The organism is Vreelandella venusta, assembly GCF_007989605.1.
Classification (GTDB): domain Bacteria; phylum Pseudomonadota; class Gammaproteobacteria; order Pseudomonadales; family Halomonadaceae; genus Vreelandella; species Vreelandella venusta.
Window position 1 is genome coordinate 162,542 of the sequence record NZ_BJUL01000003.1, and the last position, 20,207, is coordinate 182,748.

The 20,207-nt window shown below is 55.0% G+C and carries 17 protein-coding genes and 1 pseudogene; 12 read left to right on the forward strand and 6 right to left on the reverse strand.

The window, feature by feature from the left end; translation table 11 throughout:
• Genes HVE01_RS04620 through HVE01_RS04630 form a run of 3 tightly spaced genes read left to right on the forward strand, consistent with a single transcriptional unit; the run spans position 1 to position 4,959 of the window.
• Positions 1-1,071, forward strand: coding sequence for an HlyD family secretion protein (locus HVE01_RS04620; protein ID WP_146942677.1), 1,071 nt, complete (start codon positions 1-3; stop codon positions 1,069-1,071).
• Positions 1,068-3,833 (forward strand): ribosome-associated ATPase/putative transporter RbbA, encoded by a 2,766-nt coding sequence (rbbA, locus tag HVE01_RS04625; RefSeq protein ID WP_146942679.1) that lies wholly within the window; start codon positions 1,068-1,070, stop codon positions 3,831-3,833. Before HVE01_RS04620 ends, rbbA begins: the two co-directional genes overlap by 4 nt.
• 1 nt (position 3,834) lies before the next feature.
• Positions 3,835-4,959 (forward strand): ABC transporter permease, encoded by a 1,125-nt coding sequence (locus HVE01_RS04630; protein WP_089038822.1) that lies wholly within the window; start codon positions 3,835-3,837, stop codon positions 4,957-4,959.
• A 24-nt stretch (positions 4,960-4,983) separates the two neighbouring features.
• On the opposite strand, the gene HVE01_RS04635 is transcribed toward HVE01_RS04630, so the two are convergent.
• Entirely contained in the window at positions 4,984-5,631 is a 648-nt protein-coding gene (locus HVE01_RS04635) for a class I SAM-dependent methyltransferase (RefSeq protein ID WP_146942681.1), read from the reverse strand.
• A gap of 39 nt (positions 5,632-5,670) precedes the next feature.
• Here HVE01_RS04635 and HVE01_RS04640 point away from each other — a divergent pair, with 39 nt between their 5' ends.
• The 4 genes from HVE01_RS04640 to HVE01_RS04655 all read left to right on the forward strand — a co-directional run bounded on the left by HVE01_RS04640 (position 5,671) and on the right by HVE01_RS04655 (position 7,863).
• Positions 5,671-6,054 (forward strand): VOC family protein, encoded by a 384-nt coding sequence (locus tag HVE01_RS04640; protein WP_125746252.1) that lies wholly within the window; start codon positions 5,671-5,673, stop codon positions 6,052-6,054.
• 87 nt (positions 6,055-6,141) lie between these two features.
• Positions 6,142-6,558 (forward strand): DUF4870 family protein, encoded by a 417-nt coding sequence (locus HVE01_RS04645; RefSeq protein ID WP_125746250.1) that lies wholly within the window; start codon positions 6,142-6,144, stop codon positions 6,556-6,558.
• A gap of 3 nt (positions 6,559-6,561) precedes the next feature.
• Positions 6,562-7,494, forward strand: coding sequence for a lysophospholipid acyltransferase family protein (locus HVE01_RS04650; RefSeq protein WP_146942683.1), 933 nt, complete (start codon positions 6,562-6,564; stop codon positions 7,492-7,494).
• A gap of 18 nt (positions 7,495-7,512) precedes the next feature.
• A complete protein-coding gene (locus tag HVE01_RS04655) occupies positions 7,513-7,863 on the forward strand; it encodes a DUF4870 family protein (RefSeq protein WP_125746246.1) in 351 nt (116 codons plus the stop codon).
• A 48-nt stretch (positions 7,864-7,911) separates the two neighbouring features.
• Here HVE01_RS04655 and HVE01_RS04660 read toward each other — a convergent pair whose 3' ends face one another.
• A complete protein-coding gene (locus HVE01_RS04660; protein WP_146942685.1) occupies positions 7,912-9,525 on the reverse strand; it encodes an alkaline phosphatase family protein in 1,614 nt (537 codons plus the stop codon).
• A 176-nt stretch (positions 9,526-9,701) separates the two neighbouring features.
• On the opposite strand from HVE01_RS04660, the gene HVE01_RS04665 reads away from it, so the two are divergent.
• The 4 genes from HVE01_RS04665 (at position 9,702) to HVE01_RS04680 (ending at position 14,852) form a co-directional block, all read left to right on the forward strand.
• Positions 9,702-11,231 (forward strand): OpgD/OpgG family glucan biosynthesis protein, encoded by a 1,530-nt coding sequence (locus HVE01_RS04665; protein ID WP_146942687.1) that lies wholly within the window; start codon positions 9,702-9,704, stop codon positions 11,229-11,231.
• Positions 11,224-13,203, forward strand: coding sequence for a glucans biosynthesis glucosyltransferase MdoH (mdoH, locus tag HVE01_RS04670; RefSeq protein WP_146942689.1), 1,980 nt, complete (start codon positions 11,224-11,226; stop codon positions 13,201-13,203). Before HVE01_RS04665 ends, mdoH begins: the two co-directional genes overlap by 8 nt.
• Complete coding sequence (locus tag HVE01_RS04675) at positions 13,203-13,985, forward strand: FkbM family methyltransferase (protein WP_146942691.1); 783 nt, start codon at positions 13,203-13,205, stop codon at positions 13,983-13,985. The genes mdoH and HVE01_RS04675 overlap by 1 nt, the downstream gene beginning before the upstream one ends.
• Before the next feature lie 78 nt (positions 13,986-14,063).
• Positions 14,064-14,852 (forward strand): creatininase family protein, encoded by a 789-nt coding sequence (locus tag HVE01_RS04680; RefSeq protein WP_146942693.1) that lies wholly within the window; start codon positions 14,064-14,066, stop codon positions 14,850-14,852.
• Here the strand turns inward: HVE01_RS04680 and ribA are convergent.
• Positions 14,849-15,952, reverse strand: coding sequence for a GTP cyclohydrolase II RibA (gene ribA, locus HVE01_RS04685; protein WP_146942695.1), 1,104 nt, complete (start codon positions 15,950-15,952; stop codon positions 14,849-14,851). The genes HVE01_RS04680 and ribA overlap by 4 nt on opposite strands.
• Before the next feature lie 253 nt (positions 15,953-16,205).
• Here ribA and HVE01_RS20010 point away from each other — a divergent pair, with 253 nt between their 5' ends.
• Positions 16,206-16,874 carry a RibD family protein gene (locus tag HVE01_RS20010; RefSeq protein ID WP_226930573.1) on the forward strand — a complete coding sequence of 223 codons (669 nt, stop codon included), beginning with the start codon at positions 16,206-16,208 and terminating at the stop codon, positions 16,872-16,874.
• 96 nt (positions 16,875-16,970) lie between these two features.
• Here the strand turns inward: HVE01_RS20010 and HVE01_RS20015 are convergent.
• From HVE01_RS20015 to HVE01_RS04700, 3 genes and pseudogenes are all read right to left on the reverse strand, one after another.
• Positions 16,971-17,864 (reverse strand): annotated as a pseudogene (locus tag HVE01_RS20015) (lysylphosphatidylglycerol synthase transmembrane domain-containing protein); the annotation flags it as partial.
• Complete coding sequence (locus HVE01_RS04695) at positions 17,854-19,800, reverse strand: glycosyltransferase (protein WP_146942699.1); 1,947 nt, start codon at positions 19,798-19,800, stop codon at positions 17,854-17,856. The gene HVE01_RS04695 and the pseudogene HVE01_RS20015, both read right to left, overlap by 11 nt.
• The gene (locus HVE01_RS04700; RefSeq protein WP_146942701.1) at positions 19,797-20,195 is read right to left on the reverse strand and encodes a 6-pyruvoyl trahydropterin synthase family protein; all 399 of its coding nucleotides are present in this window, start codon (positions 20,193-20,195) and stop codon (positions 19,797-19,799) included. Before HVE01_RS04700 ends, HVE01_RS04695 begins: the two co-directional genes overlap by 4 nt.
• Positions 20,196-20,207 lie beyond the last annotated feature (12 nt).

Below are 20,207 nucleotides of genomic sequence, written 5' to 3' on the forward strand. Positions count from 1 at the left end.
ATGCACTCTTCGCTTAAGAAACTGATCCTTGCCGCCGGGGTAATCCTTATTGCTGCTGGAGGCTATTACTACTGGACTGAATTGCGCGACGAAGGCCTCGGGGAAGGCTTCGCTAGCGGTAATGGACGTATCGAGGCCACTGAAATCGATATCGCTACCAAGCTTCCTGGACGCGTTGACGCAGTCTTGGTCGATGAAGGCGAGTTTGTCACCGTTGGTCAACCCCTGGCGCGCATGCAGATCCAGGTGCTGGAGGCGCAACGCGATGAGGCAAGAGCCCAGTATCAACAAGCACTCAATGCCGTACTCAGTGCGGAAGCGCAGGTTGCCCTGCGGCAAAGCGACCATCTTGCCGCTCAGGCCGTCGTGACTCAGCGTGAAAGTGAACTTGATGCGGCTCAACGCCGCTTGGCTCGCTCGGAAACCTTATCGCGGGAAGGAGCCGCTTCGGCACAAGAACTTGATGATGATCGCGCTCGGGTCAATAGTGCACGAGCAGCCGTTGCCGCCGCTAACGCCCAGGTGGATGCCGCACAGTCGGCCATCGCAGCGGCTCGCGCCCAGGTGACCGGCGCCCGCTCTGCGGTTACTGCCGCCGAAGCCACCATCACGCGTATCGATGCAGACATCACCGACAGTCAGTTAGTTGCGCCTCGTGCAGGGCGCGTACAATTCCGTATTGCCCAGCCTGGCGAGGTACTTCCAGGTGGAGGGCGAGTGCTGAACCTGGTCGATCTTAGCGACGTACACATGACGTTCTTCTTGCCTGCCGAACAAGCAGGTCGTGTGGCGCTGGGCAGCGAGGCACGTATCATCCTGGATGCGGCACCTGACCTAGTCATACCTGCGCGCATCTCGTTTGTCGCCAGCACGGCACAATTTACGCCTAAGACGGTAGAGACCGCTTCGGAACGACAAAAATTAATGTTCCGAGTGAAAGCACAGATTGATCGAGACCTTCTACAACGTCATCTTGAGCAAGTTAAAACCGGTGTCCCTGGGGAAGCCTGGGTTAAGCTTGACCCCGACGCAGAGTGGCCTGCTGAGTTGGCTGTTCGGGTACCACAATGATAGCAACACCGCCCTCATCACCTACGCCAGCGGTAGTAACACTATCAGCCATCCAACTGCACTATGGTAAGCAGATTGCCCTGGCGGGCATCGATCTAGAAATCCCTGCGGGCAGCATGGTTGGGCTGATAGGGCCTGATGGCGTTGGAAAGTCCAGCCTGTTAGCGCTTATTGCGGGGGCACGCGCGATCCAACAAGGGCAAGTGGAAGTGCTCGGCGGCAATATGGCCAACAAGCGTCATCGCGACACTATCTGCCCGCGCATTGCCTATATGCCCCAAGGGTTGGGCAAGAACCTCTACCCGACGCTTTCAGTAGAGGAAAACCTACAGTTCTTTGCCCGCCTCTTCGGCCATGAGCATGCCGAACGACGCCGCCGAATCGACGATTTAACCCGTAGTACGGGACTGCACAGATTCCTCGACCGCCCAGCAGGCAAACTTTCCGGCGGCATGAAGCAGAAGCTGGGGCTATGCTGCGCGCTGATTCATGAACCCGATTTATTGATTCTCGATGAACCAACCACCGGCGTCGACCCGCTGGCTCGCGCCCAGTTCTGGGAGTTGATCGCACGTATACGTCGCCAACGCCCGCAGATGAGTGTCATGGTTGCAACCGCTTACATGGATGAAGCCCAACGCTTCGACTGGCTAGTGGCCATGGACGACGGCAAAATTCTGGCTACCGGAACGCCAACGGCATTGCTAGAGCGTACTGCCAGCAACTCCCTGGAAGCTGCCTTTATCGCCCTGCTACCGGAAGAGAAAAAACGCGACTATGCCCCCGTGCATATTCCGCCGTTGGCACAAGATGACGATGAAGTCGCCATTGAGGCTAAGGATCTCACTATGCGCTTTGGCGATTTTGTCGCCGTCGACCACGTCAGCTTTCGGATCCGGCGTGGCGAGATTTTCGGTTTTCTTGGCTCCAATGGTTGTGGCAAATCAACCACCATGAAGATGCTTACCGGTCTGTTGCCCGCCAGTGAAGGCCAAGCCTGGTTGTTCGGCAAACAGGTGGATACCCGCGATATCGATACCCGCCGCCGTGTGGGTTACATGTCCCAGGCGTTCTCACTGTATGGCGAACTAACCGTTGAGCAGAATCTTATCTTGCACGCCCGGCTTTTCCAGGTTGCTGAAGCCGAAATAGCCGCCCGCGTGGATGAGATGGTGAAACGCTTCGACCTACAAGAGGTACGCGGCAGCCTGCCGGAGAGTTTGCCACTCGGCATCCGTCAGCGTCTTTCGCTGGCGGTGGCCATGGTCCACAAGCCAGAACTACTGATCCTGGATGAGCCGACTTCTGGGGTTGACCCCGTTGCCCGTGACAACTTTTGGCGGCTGATGATTGAACTAGCGCGCCGTGACCGGGTGACCATATTCATTTCTACCCATTTCATGAATGAAGCCGAGCGCTGTGATCGCATGTCGATGATGCATGCCGGTCAAGTGCTCGATAGCGATACGCCTGCGGCACTGGTGAAAAAACGTGGAGCAGCGACTCTGGAAGAGGCATTCATCGGCTATTTAACCGAAGCAGGCGCCGACGAACAGAACCAAGAAGCGCCTGAGCCAACGCCCACCCCAGTGGCCAAAGTATCGCCCAGCACGGCGCCTAACAACGTAAAACACAGCGCTTTTAGTCTCCAGCGTCTACTTAGCTACACTTGGCGAGAATCGCTGGAGCTTCGTCGCGATCCGGTGCGCGGCACTCTTGCCCTACTTGGCTCACTCATCCTAATGTTAGTCATTGGCTACGGCATCAGCCTGGACGTAGAGGATCTCAGCTATGCCATCCTTGATCGCGACCAGACGACCCTGAGCAATAGCTATGCGATGAATCTTGCCGGCTCCCGCTACTTTATCGAGCAACCGCCATTGATTGATTACGCAGATATGGACAAGCGCATGCGCAGTGGCAAGCTCACCCTGGCCATTGAAATCCCTCCTGGCTTTGGCCGTGATGTGAAGCGAGGAAGCCCGGTTGAAATCGGCGCCTGGATTGATGGTGCCATGCCCCAGCGTGCTGAAACCGCACGCGGCTACGTGCAGGGCATTCATCGACAGTGGCTGCTCGAGCAAGCAGCGCAAGCCACGACTAATGTCACTGCCCCCGCAGCCAGTGTCGAAACCCGCTTTCGCTACAATCCGGATGTTCAGAGCCTGCCAGCCATGGTGCCCGCAGTCATCCCGCTTCTGTTAATGATGCTACCGGCGATGCTGACCGCGCTGGCCGTCGTGCGGGAAAAAGAGCTAGGGTCGATCATCAACCTCTACGTCACACCCGTCACCCGTAGCGAATTCCTAGTCGGCAAGCAGTTGCCTTATATCGCTCTCGCTATCATCAATTTTCTGCTAATGGCATTACTCGCGGTCACGCTATTTGATGTGCCCATCAAAGGCAGCTTTCTGACGCTGCTGTTAGCAGTAGTGATCTACAGCATTATCGCAACGGGCATGGGATTGCTCGCTTCGACGTTGACGCGCAGTCAGATCGCAGCGATGTTCTTCGCCATCATCGGCACGTTGATTCCCGCTGTGCAATTCTCAGGAATGATCGACCCGGTCAGCTCACTAGAAGGCGCGGGACGTTTCATTGGCACCATCTACCCCACGTCTCATATGTTAACCATCACGCGCGGTGTGTTCAGCAAAGCACTGGGGCTTAGCGACCTCTATGCCCTGTTCATACCACTGTTGATCGCGGTACCAACGATCATGGGACTGTCTATTTTCCTGCTAAAAAATCAGGAGCGCTGAGATGCATAGTGTCCTGACTATCTACCGACTGGGCGTCAAGGAACTATGGAGCCTGATCCGCGACCCGATTATGCTAATTCTGATCGCCTACGTGTGCAGTATCTCGGTCTACACCAAAGCGACCGCGTTGCCCGAAAGTCTCCACATGGCTCCCATCGCCATCGTTGATGAAGATAACTCGCCGCTGTCATCTCGTATCATCACGGCGTTCTATCCCCCCCAATTCGCTACCCCAGACAAGATCTCACTTCATGAGATTGACCCTGGGCTAGATGCAGGCCAGTACACTTTCGTCCTCAATATACCACCCGACTTTCAGCGCAACGTACTGGCTGGTCACGCCCCTCAGATTCAACTCAATATCGATGCCACACGCATGAGCCAAGCGTTCACTGGCAATGGCTATATCCAGCAGATCGTTATGGACGAGATCAACGCGTTTACTCAACGTTACCGCAGCTCTAGCGCTCCACCCGTCGACCTAGTGCTGCGAGCGCGCTTCAATCCTGGGCTCGAAAAAGCCTGGTTTGGATCGCTGATGTCCATCATCGATAACATTACCATGCTCTCTATCATTCTCACTGGCGCGGCATTGATACGCGAACGAGAGCACGGCACCATTGAGCATCTACTGGCAATGCCAGTCACCCCGACAGAAATTATGCTGGCCAAGATATGGTCAATGGGCCTGGTGGTTCTGGTCTCCGCACTGCTTTCGCTCTATTTAGTTGTTAGCTGGGCTTTACAGGTACCCATAGCAGGCTCGGTGGCACTGTTCGCTGTGGGGGCAGCGCTCCACCTCTTCGCGACCACTTCTATGGGCATCTTTCTCGCCACCCTTGCACGCAACATGCCACAATTTGGCATGCTAATGGTGCTGGTACTACTGCCCCTGCAACTGCTATCTGGGGGTACGACGCCACGCGAAAGCATGCCGGAAATTGTCCAGCACATCATGCTGCTCGCCCCAACCACTCATTTCGTTGAACTGGGCCAGGCAATCCTTTATCGAGGTGCGGGGATAAACGTAGTATGGCCGCAGTTTCTACTGCTGCTGTTGATCGGTAGCGTTCTATTCGCTTTTTCTTTATCGCGTTTTCGCAAGGCCATCGGCCAGATGGCATGAGTCATCAATTCTGGCACCGAATCATCAAGGTAATGGTCTGCGGCGGAGCAACACCACATCCGCTGCGGGAAACTCCACCACCATGCCCCAACGTTCGGCTATCCAACAAAACGTTGCTTCGCTGAAAAAGCTCACATGCGTCGGGTCGTTTATATAGTGCCAGCGGGCAAATGCTGCTGGAGTACTGACACGCTTTGTCATGACCCCAAGATAGCCCCCGGGGACTATTTTCTCGACCAGTTGACTAAGCTCTTCGCCAGGCCTCGCAAGGTGCTCTAACACCTCGGTGGCGGTAATAAAGTCATACTGGCGGTTGAATACCTCAACGTCTGGGGCGTAAAAAATATCGTAAACCGCCATCGAGAACCCTGCCTCTTCAAACATCACCGACAGCGTAGGCCCCGGGCCACAGCCAAAGTCCAGCCCATGGGCATCTTGTGGTAGCTTCGCCACTAACGGGGCAAATAAACGCCCCAAAAAATGCCGATATCCCGTATCATGCGGCGAATTCTGATGCTGGTCGTACTCTGCCTTTTCTTGATGCGAACCTAAATGCTGCTCGGCAGGCACAAACACCAAAGCGCACGTGGCACACTGGTAGTAATCGCGGCGACGGTCTTGGTGATAAAGCGCCGGTTCAGGCGTATTGCATAGCGGACAGCGTCGCATCATCGTATTCTCATGTTTTACGTTTGTTTTAAGGAAAGTGGCATGCTCTCAGGTTTTGACCATCTTGTTGTTACGGTGACTGATATGGGTCGCGCCGTGGATTTTTATTCTCGTGTGCTGGGGTTAGACGTGCGCTACCGAGACGCACAGCGGGTAGATCTTATGCTAGGCGACACGGCACTGCGTTTGCATCAAACCGATACTGATATTGCGCCTGTTTCTGCCACCCCAACCCCGGGCAGCCTGGACTTATGCCTGCGCTGCCAGCTGCCGCTGGATGAGTTCAAACAGCATTTGGATGCGCTGGCGATTGACGTAGAGCTTGGCCCGGTTGCTCGCCAAGGTGCTAATGGTCCAATTGAGTCAATTTACTTACGCGACCCAGACGGTAATTTGCTGGAAATTTGCCGACCTGCTGCCCGCTAATGATAAGCCGCGCCAGCCGCGCTATCATAGCGTGCTTAAGCGACGTCTTCAGGGACGTTTCATGGCGAATAGCAAAAAGGATCGGTTATGCACGACGATGCCAACAAAGCACCTTTAGAAGGTGAAGTAATTAACGACAGAGAAGGTGAAGTAATCAACGACAGTACCTCCTCAGAACAGCCGGATACCACCATGGCGATGGTGATTTACGCGCTTTATTTGGCAAGCTTTTTGGTAGGGTTCACCTCGTTGGTCGGTATCGTTATCGCCTATGTCTATCGTGGTAAAGGCCCTGAATGGCTAGATGAGCACTACCGTTACCAGATCCGTACGTTTTGGATTGGGCTGCTCTACGGCAGCATCGCCACGTTGCTAACGTTTATTCTGATTGGCATCCCCATGCTACTGGCACTGGCCGTATGGTTTATTGTTCGCTGTGTGAAAGGCTTTAAGGGTCTGCAGGAGAAGCGTGCGCCAACTAACGTTGATAGCTGGTTCCTGTAACTTATGACAGAGCAGTCACCGTCTAAAAAATCACGTTTCCAAGCACGTGCCATCATAGCCCTTTGGAAGCTCCTGGCGCGCTGGCCACTTGGCGCGCTATGGCGTATCGCCGTGCGGTTAGGCCCGCTGGTCTATCGCTTTAGCAAACGAGAGCGCCAGGTGACGGAAATCAATCTGGCAGTGGTTAACCCAGAAGCCACTGCCAGCCAGCGCAAAACCCTTGCCATACAAAGCCTGCGCCACTCGGCGGCGACAATGCTGGAACTTGGCCATGCGTGGATGGCTGCGCCCGAAAAAGTAGCAGCCAGCATTTTGTCGGTTCATGGCCGAGATAAGCTGGACAGCGCACGTGCCGAAGGCCGCGGCGTCATTGTACTTGCTCCACACTTTGGTAACTGGGAGGTGCTTAATTTTTGGCTCTCCAGCCACTTCCCTTTTACCGCCATGTACGAGCCACCCAAAATTGCCGACCTTGAGCCCATTATTCGCCATGGCCGCGAGCGCATGGGAGCCAGCTTGGTACCCACCAACGCCAGAGGCGTTGCTGCCCTTCTCAAAGCGCTTAAGCGTAGCGAAGCTATTGGCATCTTGCCGGATCAAGAACCTAACTGGGGCAGCGGTGTATTCGCCCCTTTTTATGGGCGCGATGCCTATACGGCAACGTTGCTACCGAAACTGGTCGCCCGCACTCAGGCAAGAGTCGTCACTGGCGTTGCCTTACGGGTGCCTGGCAAGGGATTTGAAATTCATTTCCTTGACGCCGATGAGCAGGTTTACAGCGCCGATGATGTAGTCTCAGCCAGCGGTGTTAACGCTAGCGTAGAAGCGTCAATTGCACTTGATCCAACGCAGTATCAATGGGAATACAAACGCTATCGCAAAGTAATAGAGCAACAGCAAGGGCTGGCAAACGCCAAAGAATTTCGGCTTTATTGAAGGGTAACGAGGTAATCTATGACCCAGCGTTATATTCCCAATGAGGAAGCGCGCCCACCACAAATCATTTATGCACTCTATTTAGCGGGTCTAGTAACAGCCAATGTTACGCTGTTGATTGGCGTTATAATCGCTTACGTGTATCACAAAGAGGCCGCGCCGTGGCTGCAAGCGCACTACCGCTATTTGATCCGGACTTTTTGGATAGGCTGCCTCTATTTTTTCGTCACCTTTACCCTTAGCTTGATGTTAGTAGGCACATTGCTATGGCCACTATTAGCCGTGTGGCTTGGTGTGCGCTGTATTATTGGCTGGCTCGCAGTGCGCAAGGGAGAACCGCCAGCGCGTCCTGGCAGTTGGCTCTGGTAACAACTAAGCAAGCCCCTATACAACCACCGCTAAGAATGACGGGCTGGATCATGGTGTCGCCCCTGTCGTTGACCAAGAAGAGGTTAATGCTGGCGTGCCGAAGTCTTGCTGTAACCAATGACGCAGCTGGCTCATTTTCGCGGCTCCTTCAGGGCTTTCCAGTGACGGCAGCATGCCATCAATAAAACCACGTGCCTTAAAAGGTGCTAAGAGCCGGGGGTCACCGCTAATCACATGCACAGGCACCGCTGCACTGGCGTTGTCGCCGGTAATCAGCGGTGCCGCTTGATGATCTCCCAGTACAATCAATAGCGTATTGTCATCAACCACTCGCTCGGCCCAGCGCCCTGTGACCTTTACAGAGTAGTCTATTGACCACGCGTAATGGTCACGGATGCTCTCAATATCCTGCCAAAGCACCTCTGGCGGATCGCCGGCCTCCTCCCAAGGGGCGAAAATACGCCCATCGCCGATCATCGACCAGTCTTCGAAAACGGGCAAAATGGGTGTCCATGGCGCGTGGCTGGAGATAAGTGCGAGTTGCGCGAATACCGGCACCTCACCTAATAAATGTCGCTGGGTGTAATCCAGCGTGAACTGATCGGGCATCGTAACCCAGTTCAGCGCAGGCCCGGCATAGGGTATATCTTTCGCTGCTGCAATCTCATCAAACCCGTAGGCCAGCCCTTCTGGCCAAGCCAACGTAATGGCTGGCATAACACTGAGCGTCCGCTGCCCAGTGCTACTAAAATCATTAATCAGCGTTGAATGATCGCTTTCCAGCATCAGCCGATACCATAGCTGATTATCAATCCAGCGACCGCTTAGTGCCGTGGCATGGGCAAGCCAAGACTGACCTCCCCGAATAGGCGATTCTAGCAACCCCGAAACAGCGTGTAGACCACGCTGCCCCAAACGTTGCTGTATGCCCTCTAGCGTAGGCAGTACGACACTGCTGTAACGAGCATCATTAATGGCCGATACACCATAAGATTCAATAAACGTTAATAAGACATTGCGCCCTAACAAACCAGGTAATGGTTTAGGCGCTAATGGTGACGCCTGCAGCTGTTCGCTAAACGCCACTCTCGCCCGGTGCGTCTCCACCACCTGTTCCCACTGGAAACGCGTGGTGTTAACAGCAGGCAGCGTTGATTTAGCGATCAGGCGCTTGCCGTTAGCTTCGGCAAGCGCGAAACCGGCTGCAGTGATCACCACGAAGATGGCTAGAGCACCTGAAATACTCCTCACCAATAACGCTTGAGCGGGCAACAGCAATCGCAGCATCACCCATAAACTCGCTAGCAGAGCCGCACCGCCCAGCAACATCAGGCAAGTTGCGGCGAGTTGACCTACATTACCTACTAGCAAATGGTAGATAGAGCGCACCAAGGGCACGTCTAGATAGAGGTTAAGTGAACGCCCAAACGCGGTGTGTGTCGCGGCATCACCCAGGTTGGCCGCCGATACTAACGCCAGCCAGCCTACCAACAAAATTGCCAACCAGCGACGTAAGCTACCAGGGCGAATAAGCAGCATCGCAGGGGCTACAAGCCATGCCTCCCACGCAATTAGAGGAGAGCCAATCTCACCGAAACGCCACCAAAGCGGCAATACCAGCAGAAGGTTGAGCGTTACACACGTGAGTAGAAGACGAATCATTAGCGCTTCAACAGCATAGTAATCACCTAGATATTACCCGCTTAATGGAATTTAAAGCTTGCACATGGCCATAAATATCATGTACCAACAATACAAATGGTATAACTTTTGTTGAAATATTTCATATACTGATTTTATGGTTACCACGCTGGCATGCAATCGAAAGGAACTCGCCCATGAGTGTTCGTACTGCAGCAAAATGGATGTTGTCACTTAACTGTCTGATCGCCTTTTCTGCGCCTGCTAACGATGATGATGTTTTTGACTACGTTATTGAACGTGCTAAAACCTTAGCCGATGCGCCTTACCAGCCCCCGCATCAGACGCTTCCCAGCGCTCTCACGTCGTTAGATTACGACCTGTATCGACAAATCCGTTTCAATCCCGAGCGAGCCTACTGGCACGATGAAAGCCCTTTCAGTATGCAGCTATTTCATAGCGGATTTATATTTCAAACACCCGTCACGATTAATGTGATCGACAATGGTGACGTTGAACCACTCTCGTTCTCGGCCGATGACTTTCAGTACGATGGTGATGCCAACCGTTTGTTAGAGAATGATTTAACGGGCAGCGGTCATGCCGGTTTTAGGCTGCACTATCCTATCAATAGTGATGATTATGCCGATGAATTTGCTGTTTTTCTTGGCGCAAGCTACTTCCGTCTAGTAGGCCGCGACCAAGCCTATGGTCTTTCTACCCGCGGTCTAGCCATTGATACCGCATTAGCCAGTGGTGAAGAGTTTCCCGAATTTCGCGAATTATGGCTCTATAAGCCGAATGAAAACGCTGACAGCGTTACGCTTCTGGCACTTATGGATAGCCCATCGCTAAGCGGAGCCTACCGCATTACGTTAACGCCGGGTGAGAGCACCGAAGCAGATGTAGAAGCAACGCTGTTTGCACGTTCCGATATAGCAAAGCTAGGGGTTGCGCCGCTCACCAGCATGTTCACCTTTGGGGAGGCCAGCACCCAACGAGCTGATGACTTTCGTCCTCAGGTACATGATTCTGATGGTTTGCTAATCCACACGGGGTCCGACGAGTGGATTTGGCGGCCGTTGCAAAACCCCTCATCGGTTCGCGTATCAGCGTTTATGGACGACTCCCCTGCTGGGTTTGGTCTAATGCAGCGAGAGCGGGATTTTAGCCGCTACCTAGACCTTGAAGCCCGCTACCATCGCCGCCCTAGCCAATGGGTCGAACCCCTTGCTGACTGGGGACCAGGGCATGTAGAACTTGTCGAAATTCCTACGCCAGATGAGACTCACGACAATATAGTGGCTTATTGGGTCGCTGAAGAGCCGCTAACTGCTGGCGAGTCTCGCCACTTTCACTATCGAACCTTTACGCTCAACGAACAGCCCGAGGCTAACTCACTGGGTAAGGTTGTGCGTACCCGCCATGGCAGCGCAGCGGTTCCAGGCGAAGCCGACTCCCCGTCTGCTGACCAGCGCCAATTCATCGTCGACTTCCAGGGCGGCAAACTGGATGATCTGACATCAAGCGAGCCAATCGAGCTGGACATCAGTGTACTCAATGGCGAGGTATTACTACCTCAAGTCAAAACACTGCCCAACAACGGCCAACGGGCCACTTTCCGATTACCCCCCAGCAGCGAACCCAGCGATATCCGGCTACGGCTGATGGTCGAAGGAGAGCCGATTACTGAAACCTGGAATTACGTGTGGTATCCCGATGTCTGATCTCCACGCGTTGCGGCCTTCAATGCCTTGGCTTAACGGTCGCCGGGCCCTTCTTGCCTGCACAGTGTTAGCCACTAGTAGCGGTGGCTGTATCGCAATGGCACAGGTCGTTGCCAATTTTGCCATTGGCTGGCAGCTCACCATGTTGATCCTATTTGCATTAACGTTTACTTGGATAGCGCTGGCTTTCTGGGGCGCGCTATGTGGCTTTGTGCTTTGTGCGCTACGCCGAGATCCGCTCAGTTTACGTCGCCAAACTATTAAAAATCCTAATGCTAGCCTGTTAGTCAGCCGCACCGCGCTAGTAATGCCTATTTATGCAGAGCCTCCCATCCCGACCATTGCAGGGCTAGAAGCTACATGCCGCTCACTTCTCCAGCAAGCAGAAGCGTATGGGGCAGGAACACCCAGTGCTATCAACCAACACTTTGAAGTGTTTGTATTAAGCGACACCCAAGACATGGCCATGGCAAACATCGAAGCAGCTCATGTGGCTGCCTTGCAACAGCGCCTTGCCGGACAAATAACCGTTTATTATCGGCGGCGCTCTAATAATGACGGCCGCAAAGCAGGCAACATCGCCGAATTTTGTCGCCGCTGGGGTCGCCGCTATGACTATTTAGTGGTGCTCGATGCCGACAGCCTAATGAGTGGCGCTACGCTACTGCATTTAGTCCATCGGATGCAGCGCCAACCCAGCGTAGGACTTATTCAAACGGTGCCTATTCCCGTTGGCCAACGCACGCTATTTGGTCGTTTTACCCAGCTAGCTTCAGCACTTTACAGCCCGATGTTGGCAGCGGGCCAAAGCTTCTGGCAGGGCGATGCGGCAAATTACTGGGGCCATAATGCGATTATTCGCACACGGGCCTTTATGGCCCATGCAGGGTTACCTATTCTTCCAGGTAAGCCTCCGCTGGGAGGAGAGCTATTAAGCCACGATTTCGTCGAAGCGGCTCTCCTGAAACGAGGTGGCTGGCAGGTGCTGCTCGATACCTCTGCGACCACTGCCGTATCTCGCCATAACCCTTACGCTAGCGCATCACATAACAGCTTTGAAGCCATGCCGAGCAACATGCTCGACTTTGCCAAGCGTGACCGCCGTTGGCTACAGGGCAACCTGCAGCACTTACGCTTACTCACCGGCGCAGGGTTTCATCCGATTAGTCGGCTACACTTTTTATTCGGCGCGTTTGCCTACCTTTCTTCGCTTGTTTGGCTTGGGCTTCTACTCTGCACTAGCCTGATGGTGGGCTATCAAGCCATTGAGACCACCTCAAACCCGCCGTTGCCTGAAGCCCTCTCTCTAGGGCTGTTAAGTGTAACGCTGGGTATGCTGATTGCACCCAAGCTGTTGGGGCTATTACTAACGTTCTGGCAATGTCCCCATGCGTATGGCGGACGACTTAAGCTTGTCACCAGCACGTTATTGGAAATTGTGTTTGCCGCTTTGATTGCGCCACTGATGATGGCGTGGCATAGCTTATTTATCATCAACGTGTTGATTGGCCGAGCTATCGACTGGCAAACCCAACACCGGGGGGAGCGCTCGCTAAGTTGGCGAGAGACATGGCACCACACCGGGTGGATGACGCTGTGCGGTATAGCCTGGGCAGGCACGATGATGCTTTTTTCACCCTCGGCGTTCGGCTGGTTAACCCCCGCATGGTTGGGGCTGATTGGAGCTGCTCCGCTGGTGAAATACTCCAGCAGTGCCACCTGGGGAGGCCTCGTTAGCCGCAAATTCGGCTTACTGCAAACACCTAGTTCAGCACAACAACCACCGCTTTTGGAGGACTTTGTCGCGTTAGAAAACCGCAGCCACCAATCCAGTGCCACCTTAGCTCGCTCGTTGCCAACACTTGCTCTAGCACTTCCCCAGGAACAGCCTGGCGAAATGCCCTGCCAGTCATTTCGCCATCACGTTCAAACAGCAACCGAGCATGCACCATCCGTTAAGGAGCCCTACTAATGCCTTCTGCTTTTTCTCATCGGCTGCGCAGCGCCAGCGGTATGGCGCGTTCACTGTTTATTTACTGGCGGCCAGGAAGGCAAAGGGGGCTAAAGCAGTTATATCGTCCGTTTATTCAACCGGGCGATATCGCTTTTGATATTGGCGCTCACCTGGGCGATCGTAGCGCCGCCTTCCATGCGCTAGGTGCTCAGGTAGTGGCCTTAGAGCCACAGCCAGCACTGGCTAAATGGTTTAAACGGATACTCAATCGACCTGACATCATACTCTTACCACTGGCCGCCGGACCGCAACCCGGCTATGCGGATATCGCTATCAGTGTTAGCAACCCGACCCTATCTACCCTAGCGACCGAATGGCGACATCAGGTGGGCGAACGAAACCCCGGTTTTCAGCACGTGCAATGGGAGCAACAGCTAAGCGTGGAAGTTATTACACTGGATCAACTGATCACCACTTACGGCGAACCAAGCTTTATAAAAATTGATGTTGAAGGGTTTGAAGCAGAAGTATTGATGGGGCTTAACCACCCAGTGGCAGCGCTTTCGATAGAGTTTGTTGCGGGCATGTTAGAGGTCAGCCATGCCTGCGTTGAACAGCTGTCCCGTCTTGGCGACTACCGTTTCAATGCAATTGCCGGTGAGCAGCGCCACTTTCGCTGGGCAACTTGGCAATCCCCTGAAAACATTACCCAGTGGCTCAACGATGGCGTTGACGGCTTAGCCTCCGGGGATCTCTACGCCTGCCGTGCCGACCATCCGCTGTTAAACGCATCCGCATAACTCTTCAACAAACGCTTTCCAAACACGGCTCTTAAAACACGGGCTTTAAAACACAGCTTTTAAAACAAGAGAACCTACATGATTTATCACTGGCAAACCCTCACCGCTCCCCAGCTCGCCTCGATTACCGAAGGTGACCCAGTCGCAGTGATCACCTTGGGGGCCATTGAGCAGCACGGTACTCACCTGCCGCTGGGCACCGACCTGATCATTGGTGAAGGGTTACAAGCCGCCATGTTAGACATGATTGCCCCAGCACTAGACGTGCTGTGTCTGCCAGCAATTGCCGTCGGTGCGAGCGACGAACACGCCAGTTTTGCTGGAACACTTAGCCTACCCGCGCCACTCGCCATCGCCACATTAGAAGCCTATGGCGCAAGCATTGCGCGTACGGGGATAAAAAAGCTGGTGGTGATTAATAGCCACGGCGGCAATAAAGCCGTGATGGACCTTGCCGCATTAACCCTACGCAAGCAATTTGCAATGCGCGTGGTGAAAGCCACCTACACGCGGCTACCGCCGCTGGAAGGCGCTATCAACGCCGATGAGCTGCGCTACGGATTGCATGGCGGATTGTTGGAAACCGCCATCATGCTGCATTTAGCACCGGAGCTTGTGCAGCTCGATAACTACCAACCTACCCCACCGGCAATGCCTAAAGGGGACGCCCTGGTCAGCCCAGAAGGTAGCGCCGCGTTTGCCTGGCTTGCCGAGGACCTGAGCAGGTTCGGCGTTGCCGGTGATGCAACGGGTGCTCATGCAGCATTGGGTGAGCGGCTAGTCAGGCACTACGCCTCTCAGTTGGCGCAGGTGGTGGCCGAAACCGCCCACCTGCCACCGCTTGTCACACGTAAAACGTCAAACTAACGCCCACGACCTTCAAGCACTTCGTCTAAGAAATGCCCTGCCCGGTTAGCCTTGGCGCTTAAGTAGCGGTGATTGTGATCAGTCACGCTGCCGTAAAGCGCCTGACGTGAGACGACCTCAATCCCCCCTTCACGCAGTGCTGCCATTTTTAGCGGGTTGTTAGTCAGCAGCTGAACTTTATCGATCTCTAGCGCATTGAGCATGTCCACCGCGACGGCGTATTGGCGCTCATCGTCGCCAAACCCTAGTACCTGGTCAGCATCGACGGTGTCTAAACCGCCATCTTGCAAGGTGTAGGCGCGCAGCTTATTGGCTAAGCCAATTCCCCGTCCCTCTTGTGCTAAATAAAGCAGCACGCCGCCACCCAACGCTTGAATATCGGCCACCGCATTACGCAACTGTTCACCACAGTCACAGCGCAAGCTGCCGAACAGATCGCCGGTGAGACAGGCCGAGTGCATCCGCAAAGGAATCGCCCCATGATTGGCTTCCAAATCACCAATTACCACGGCCACGTGCTCACGCAAACCATCCGGTTCACGGAACAGCACAAAGCGGCTCTCAGGCGCGTCTTCAAGAGGAATAAGCGCTTCGCTGACACGCTTTAGCATCCCCGGCGCACCGGCTAAACACGTTTCTGCATCGCGAGCATTAACTTCTAATAGTTCGCCTTTTGATAACTGCTGAGCAATATGCTCGGCTGATGCCGCACTGACCTCTGCGCACAGCGCCGCCGGTATCAATAGCGCACGCCGCATAAGTGCCACAGCGCCTCGCTCCCCCACGCCAGCAGGCTTCAGGCCGCTTAACAGCGAATGAGTCTTCGATGCTTCATTGGACACCGCAAGGTGATGTAAATCACGCTCACTGATTTGCTCGGTGAGCGGTAAACAGGCCGCATCCGCCTTAAGCGACATGCCCATTGCCTGCAAGCGATGACGCGTTAACACCAACGCTGGCCGAGAGCCGGAGAGTTTCGCCAGTGAATCGACCGACACACTGCCTTCAAGAGCCTGTACCAACAGACGTTGCTCTCCGGTATTAATTACCACGGGCAATCCACGGCGAATATCGAAAATAGCGCGTTCAATGTGATACATGTAGGCCTCCAAGTTGCCGGTTGGGGCGGACAACGTTTGCTTGCGTCGGGCAGCATGGCCCCGCATGATGAGTTGCTGTTTTTTGAGTGGAGATACCATGCCGAGCACCAATGACGTAACGATCGATATCGACCAAGCGTGGGCATGGTTGCTGGATACTCAACAGGGCATCAAAAGTGACGCCACGATGACGCTTGATACCCATAGCGGTTGGCACTCTTCCTGCGCAGTCACAAGCGCCGCGCAGGAGCTGATGACGTGTTTGCTGCCACTGGTGCGTCATTCGAGCTGGGTGGTTGCCCAACTGGGACAAAGCCTGGATGGGCGCATCGCTACGGAAAGCGGTCACTCCCACTACATCAATGGCGTTGAAAGTTTGGTGCATCTGCACCGTCTGCGGGCGCTGGCAGATGCCGTAGTGGTTGGCGCGGGTACGGCGAGTGCTGATAACCCTCAACTCACCGTGCGCCATGTAACGGGGAAGCACCCTACCCGAGTGGTGATTGACCCACGAGGACGCGTGCCCGTTGATGTGGCGCTGTTCAGTTCGTCTACCGCCCCCACGCTGCACCTCACCGGGCCAGAGGCAACGGTGGCGCCAACGGCCGCCGAACACTGCGTGCTGCCGCTGGATGCCAACGGTCAGTTCCACCCTAGCGACGTTATTGCCCTGCTGGCGGAGCGTGGTCTTACGCGGGTACTGGTAGAAGGCGGCGGCGTCACTGTTTCGCAATTCATTGAAGCGAACGCGGTCGACCGCTTGCATTTGCTGGTTGCACCGCTGCTGATCGGTTCCGGCAGACCCGGTCTGCAGATGACGCCCATCGACACCCTTGAGAGTGCGTTGCGCCCGACGATGCGCTCTTTCCGCTGCGGGGACGACACGCTGTTCGACGTAGTGCTGAGCGGGCGCACTGCCTGACGGCGTACCGGACGGCGGGGAACTGGATAGCGGAGAACTGGATGGCGTAGCATGTGTCCGTGAAGCTAGCGCTGCCCAAATGCCTGGCAAGCTAGCCATCAGCACTAACACACCATACGCCAGTGATATCGCCACGCCTTGCGCCGAAGGCAAGCCCACAAACATCCAAATGCCTGCGGCAGCGCCTTCCCGCACTCCCCATCCAGCAATCGAAAGGGGCACCAGCATCGAGAGCAGTAACACGGGCGCCAGCGCCAAAATATCGAGTGCCGCTAATTCCACGCCAATCGCACGAGCCGCGCAGACCATTACCAAGCCATAGCTAAGCACGATAGCAAGAGAAGAGATCAGTTGCCGTGGCCATACGTCGCGCTGCAGTAGCCCGCGACGCATATCCTGCCCTAATGCAGCGCACCAAGCGGGTAGCGTTACCGCCGAACGCCGCAACCAGATCATCAGCGTCACACCGGCCACCATCACGCTGCCCACTACGCCTACTACTACCATCAAGCCACTGAAACCCAGTGTTGTTAGCCAGAGTGGTGACGTGAACAGGGCGATTAGTGTGTAAAGTGCAATCGCCAATTGCCCAGAGGCACGCTCAATCACCACCGCACGCCAAGCACTTCCCTTTGAGGAGGACTGACGGGCATGGCGATGGGCACGGCCTGCATCACCCAACACGCCGCCGGGTAGGAGCTGGTTAACCAATAATGCTAAGTAGTACTCCCGCAGTGCATAACGGTAGCGCAACGGCACGTCGATTAAGCCTGCCGTCAACTGCCAGCGCCACGCGCTCAGCATCACTTGCAGCACGCTGATCAACAGCGCCAGAGCCATCCAACCCGGCGCAAAACGCTGCACTTCGGCCATCACCGCGCCTGGCTCTACCCACAGGGCAACAGCAACCAGCAGCCCTAAGCTCACTAGCCCTTTTTGCACCCACGGGGTTCTCAGCCAGCGCCAGCGTCGCATGGGATTAGCCCTCATCCGCTGGCAGCGCCAGCAAGTCGCGGTGGCCTACCCAAATACCGATCTCGCCGTTGGCTACCTGACCCAGGCGCTGATCACGCCAAAGAGCAATCCGTGACGCCGCCTCAGGAGCCTGTTCGCTAGCAGCGCTCGCCCATCCTTCAATCAACGCGCCCATCAAGGGGTACTGCGCTGGCTCGCCCGCCGCCAAGCGCCATGGTGTTTCAGCCTCGTTAACACGATAACCGTGGCCAGCCATCGCGATAGCTAGCGCGCTGTGAGCAGCACCGCCTAATGCACCGCCTAAGCCCTTATCGCGACGTTGGTGTGCGTTGAACAGCTCACTGATCCAGCGGTCGTCAAGGTCGTTCAGAGGTTGCTGCTGGGCATTGGTAAAGTACCATTCGCCGGTAATGCTTAGAGCGATAAGCAGCGCTTGCTGGTGTTTAGCACACTGTGCAGCCAAGGCATCGATCCACTCTTGAGATACCAAGTCAATCAGCGCAGATGCCGTCACTACGTCACAGTACGTAAGAGCTGGGTGATCAAGCTGTTTTAGGGAGACGCAGTGGGTTTCGACCTGCAGCGGCTCACCTTTACCGGTGTTCAATTGGCTAGTTCGCGAGTAGGCTTCATTCAGTAAGGCCGAGTCATGATCAATCAGCATCCAGCGCTGGGCATGCTGCAAGCGAGGTGCAAGAAACTGGCTATTGCTGCCGCGTCCACAGCCTAAATCCGCTAGTGTTATTGGCGACGAAGCTTCTGCTCTCTGCTGACTTTCTGATAACCAGCTCGCTAACGCCTCCACCAACGCTTGGCTGCGCGAACTGACATCGACGCTTTCACGCAGCGATAGCCAATCCGCGCTAAATTGGCTTCCCACCGACAATGTCGAAGGTTGCTGCAACGCCTGGGCAAACGCTTTTCCTGCAGTCTGCCAGTCGCCCAAGCGGTCACGTGCAGCGGCAGCACCTGCACGTAGTTCAGTACGTAGTGTCTCATCGTGGCAGAAAGCCGCCAGCGCCCTCGACAGCGCCTGAGCATCCCCCGGTGCTACGCTGATGCCAGCCCCTTTGGGTAAGGTATCCTGCAGCGCACCGCCAGTGGTGGTGATAACCGGCAAACCATGGGCTAGCGCTTCAGTTACCACCATGCCGTAGCCTTCGTACCAAGAAGGTAACACCAGTGCATGGGCATTTTGATAAGCAGCTTCCAGGGTCGCTGCATCACATTCGCCGTGAAGCGTTATCCAATCACCAAGTTGATGGTTGTCGATCAGTGTTTGAACGCGCTCCGTAAACGCGGCATCGCGAGCACCGCCAAAGCAATCACATCGCCAGTGACCACGCTCAACACCCGCCAAGGCTTGAACCAAAATATCCTGCCCTTTACGCGGGGTCAGCGTTGCCACGCATAGCAGGCGGATAGGTTCGTTGGGTTGCGCCGCGGGGCTGACCGGAGCACGTTCAACGCCAGGTTCCACCACGCTGATAGGGGCACCAAATGGCAGCGCGTATTGCTTTGCCAGCGCTGTTACACGGCGTTCAGTAAAGCGACTGGTCACAATCACTCTATGCACATGCGCCAGACCACTTAATTCACTACGGTGAAAACGCTGCTGATCCAGCTCATTCAAGCCCTGCTCGTCACCTAACGGATGATGCAGTAATGCAGTGATATCAAGGCGCTCAGCGTGGTCAGCCACCACATCGGGCAATGCCCCCATGGCTAGGCCATCAATAATCACTCGCGAACGATCCTGTAATGCAGAAAGCGCACTGGCTAGCGCTTGAGCCGCCTCATCATCGGCATCAGGAAAACGCCCTGCCAACCCCACCACATTGATAGCCAGCCCACGCTTGAGCAGCGCAGCGACAATATGGGCGTCGTAAATATACCCGCCGGTACGCTGGTCTGGATCGCCAGCCACTATCAAGGTCAATGGCTGACTCATAGCGCTCCTTCATAACTTGCCCACGCCACATGAGATTCATGCAGTTTGATCTCCATATGCGTCAGCCCCTGAGCGGTGGCGCCCATTTTTCCTGCTTTAATGGCAGCCGCCAGCTGGTCAAAAATCACCTTGGCCATAAATTCCGTGGTGGTGTTTTTACCGCTAAACTCGCTTACCTCATCAAGGTTGCGGTAGTTGTAATCCGCCAGCACCTCTTTAACCGTCTCACTGGCCAAGCCGATATCAATCACTAGACCATCCTGGTCAAGTTCAGGGCGCTGGAATACTACGTCCACGACATAGGTGGCGCCGTGGGTGCGTTGAGCAGGGCCGAATATTTCCCCATTAAAACTATGGGCAATCATGAAATGGTCACGAACGCATAAACGGTACATAGACACTCCTGT